The organism is Variovorax sp. N23, from assembly GCF_025486315.1.
Lineage (GTDB): Bacteria > Pseudomonadota > Gammaproteobacteria > Burkholderiales > Burkholderiaceae_C > Variovorax.
Genome location: NZ_JAOOPY010000032.1, coordinates 1 through 1,935, shown reverse-complemented (window position 1 = coordinate 1,935; position 1,935 = coordinate 1). Strand labels below are relative to the sequence as shown.

The following is a 1,935-nucleotide window of genomic DNA, read 5'->3' as shown; positions in this document are numbered from 1 at the left end:
TCGCTGTAGATCTTGTTGGGGCTCCAGTTGGCCGTCTCGTCGACCTTGGTGGTCGAGCAGCCGGCGACGAGCCATGCAGTCGCCGCAAGCGCTGCGCACGACGCTGCGGTGGCGCGTCGCGAGGAGGTGGGTGTCGTCGCCATCACTCGGCCGCCCGGTAGCCGTACACGCCTTTGCGCGTGGCCACGACCAGCGTGTTGCCGGCGAGCACCGGCGCGGTCTCGATGGTTGTCCCGTCGGGCGTTGTCCGGCCGAGCAGGGACCCGTCGCGGCGGGAGGCCAGGTGCAGCGTGCCGCTGCGCTCTGCCACGACCAGGGCCTCGCCGGAGATCACCGGCGCCAACAATTGCCGGTGCATGAGCTGCCCCGAGCGCCATGCAGGCTCGCCGTCGGCGCGGCGCCAGGCCACCAGCGCGCCATCGGATTCGCTGCCGTAGACGGCATCGGCATCGGCATCGCCGGCCAGGCCCTCCGCGCCGCGGGCCGTCTTGCGCCAGATCAGCTGGCCACGCGCAGCCTGCACACAGCCGATCGTCGCCGCGTAGGCGCGTGCACAGACGCTGTCGCCCACACGGCTCGCGCTGCCGGTGAGGTCGATCATGTTCTCCACCTCGGTCACGCCGCGGGACGTGGCAATGGGCGCCTCCCAGCGCAGCGTTCCGTCGCCGGGCGCCAGGCCGACCAGGCGTGCGCCCAGGTTGGTGACGACGGTGTCGCGGACGGCGATCAGCACACCCGGATGGTTCAGTACCAGGCGGTCGCCGACGCGGGAGCGCGACCAGAGCCGTTGTCCGGTCTGCGCATCCCACGCGCTGATGGTCCGGTCCGCCGTATGAACGAACACCCTGCGTCCGGCCACCAGGGGGGGCGTGAACGCGCGCGCGTCCAGGCGGCCTGTCCATGCCAGCTTGCCGTCGTGCAGCACGGCGAGCTGGTTGTCCTTCGTCACGACCGCGGTGACCGAACCGTCGCTGCCCGCGCCCACCTCGACGGGCGCGCCGGCCTGGGCGCGCCAGAGTTCTCGACCGGACCGGGCGTCGATTGCCATGACCAGGCCGTCGGCGCCCGCGAGCGTGACCTGGTGGTCACTGACCGTGGCGTGCAGCGGGAAGGCCGTGGCGGGCGGATGGGCGACCCAGGACTGCTGCAGGCGCAGCAGTGCGGGGTCCGGCGGCAGCTCTGCCGGCCGCGGGCCGCCCGTCCCCGAGCATGCCGCCAGGAGCATGAACAGGGGCGCGGCCCAGGCTGCGCGCAGCAGGGAAGTGGCAAGGAGCGGGAGCTTCATTCGGCGGGATTCGGACAGGGGTGAGGGGAGCCGCTTCACGGCTCGAGCGGGGGATAGCGCGTCGGCGCCGGGTCGGGCGCGGTGCGCGTCGAGGGGGGCGCCTCCGTTGGGTCGCGTTGCGCGGCGAGCAGCTGTTCTTCCGATGCCTGCAGCGGCACCTGCCTCGGGTTTCGCCGGGGCTTGCTCAGACCGGCGACGAACTCCTGCTCGCTCGGCATCGCGTCGCCTTCCAAACGGGTGAACCGGTCGTCGTCGAAGAACACCGTCATGCGCCGGCGCTGCGGTGCCAACGGCTGCCGTTCGATCGTGAACACATAGTCCCAGCGCTGTGCATGGAAGACGTCCGTCAGCAGCGGCGTGCCGAGGATCTCCCGCACCTGCTGGCGAGACATGCCGGCGCGCAGCTGGTCGATCTGGTCCTTGCTGACGAAGTTGCCCTGGACGACCTCGACCTTGTAGGGCGTGATCGTCTCCAGCGCGGCACGCTCGACCTGGCCCATGGGCGTGCAGCCCGCCGCGGCCCAGGCCAGCATCGAGGCCGCGAGCGTCGGAAGCAGGCGGGAATCACAGCACATCGTCGGCAATCACCTTGACGATGCGCTGTGCGTTTTCCGTGGTGTCGGGCACGCCGGCTTCGTTGAGCACCGAGA

2 protein-coding genes are annotated in these 1,935 nt (G+C 71.3%); both read right to left on the bottom strand.

Annotated elements, in window-relative coordinates; genetic code table 11:
* Positions 1-142: 142 nt before the first annotated feature.
* On the bottom strand, positions 143-1,285 hold the full coding sequence (locus N8A90_RS25290; RefSeq protein ID WP_262078045.1) for a PQQ-binding-like beta-propeller repeat protein: 1,143 nt from the start codon (positions 1,283-1,285) through the stop codon (positions 143-145).
* 35 nt (positions 1,286-1,320) lie between these two features.
* On the bottom strand, positions 1,321-1,785 hold the full coding sequence (locus N8A90_RS25285; RefSeq protein WP_262078044.1) for an outer membrane protein assembly factor BamE: 465 nt from the start codon (positions 1,783-1,785) through the stop codon (positions 1,321-1,323).
* Positions 1,786-1,935 lie beyond the last annotated feature (150 nt).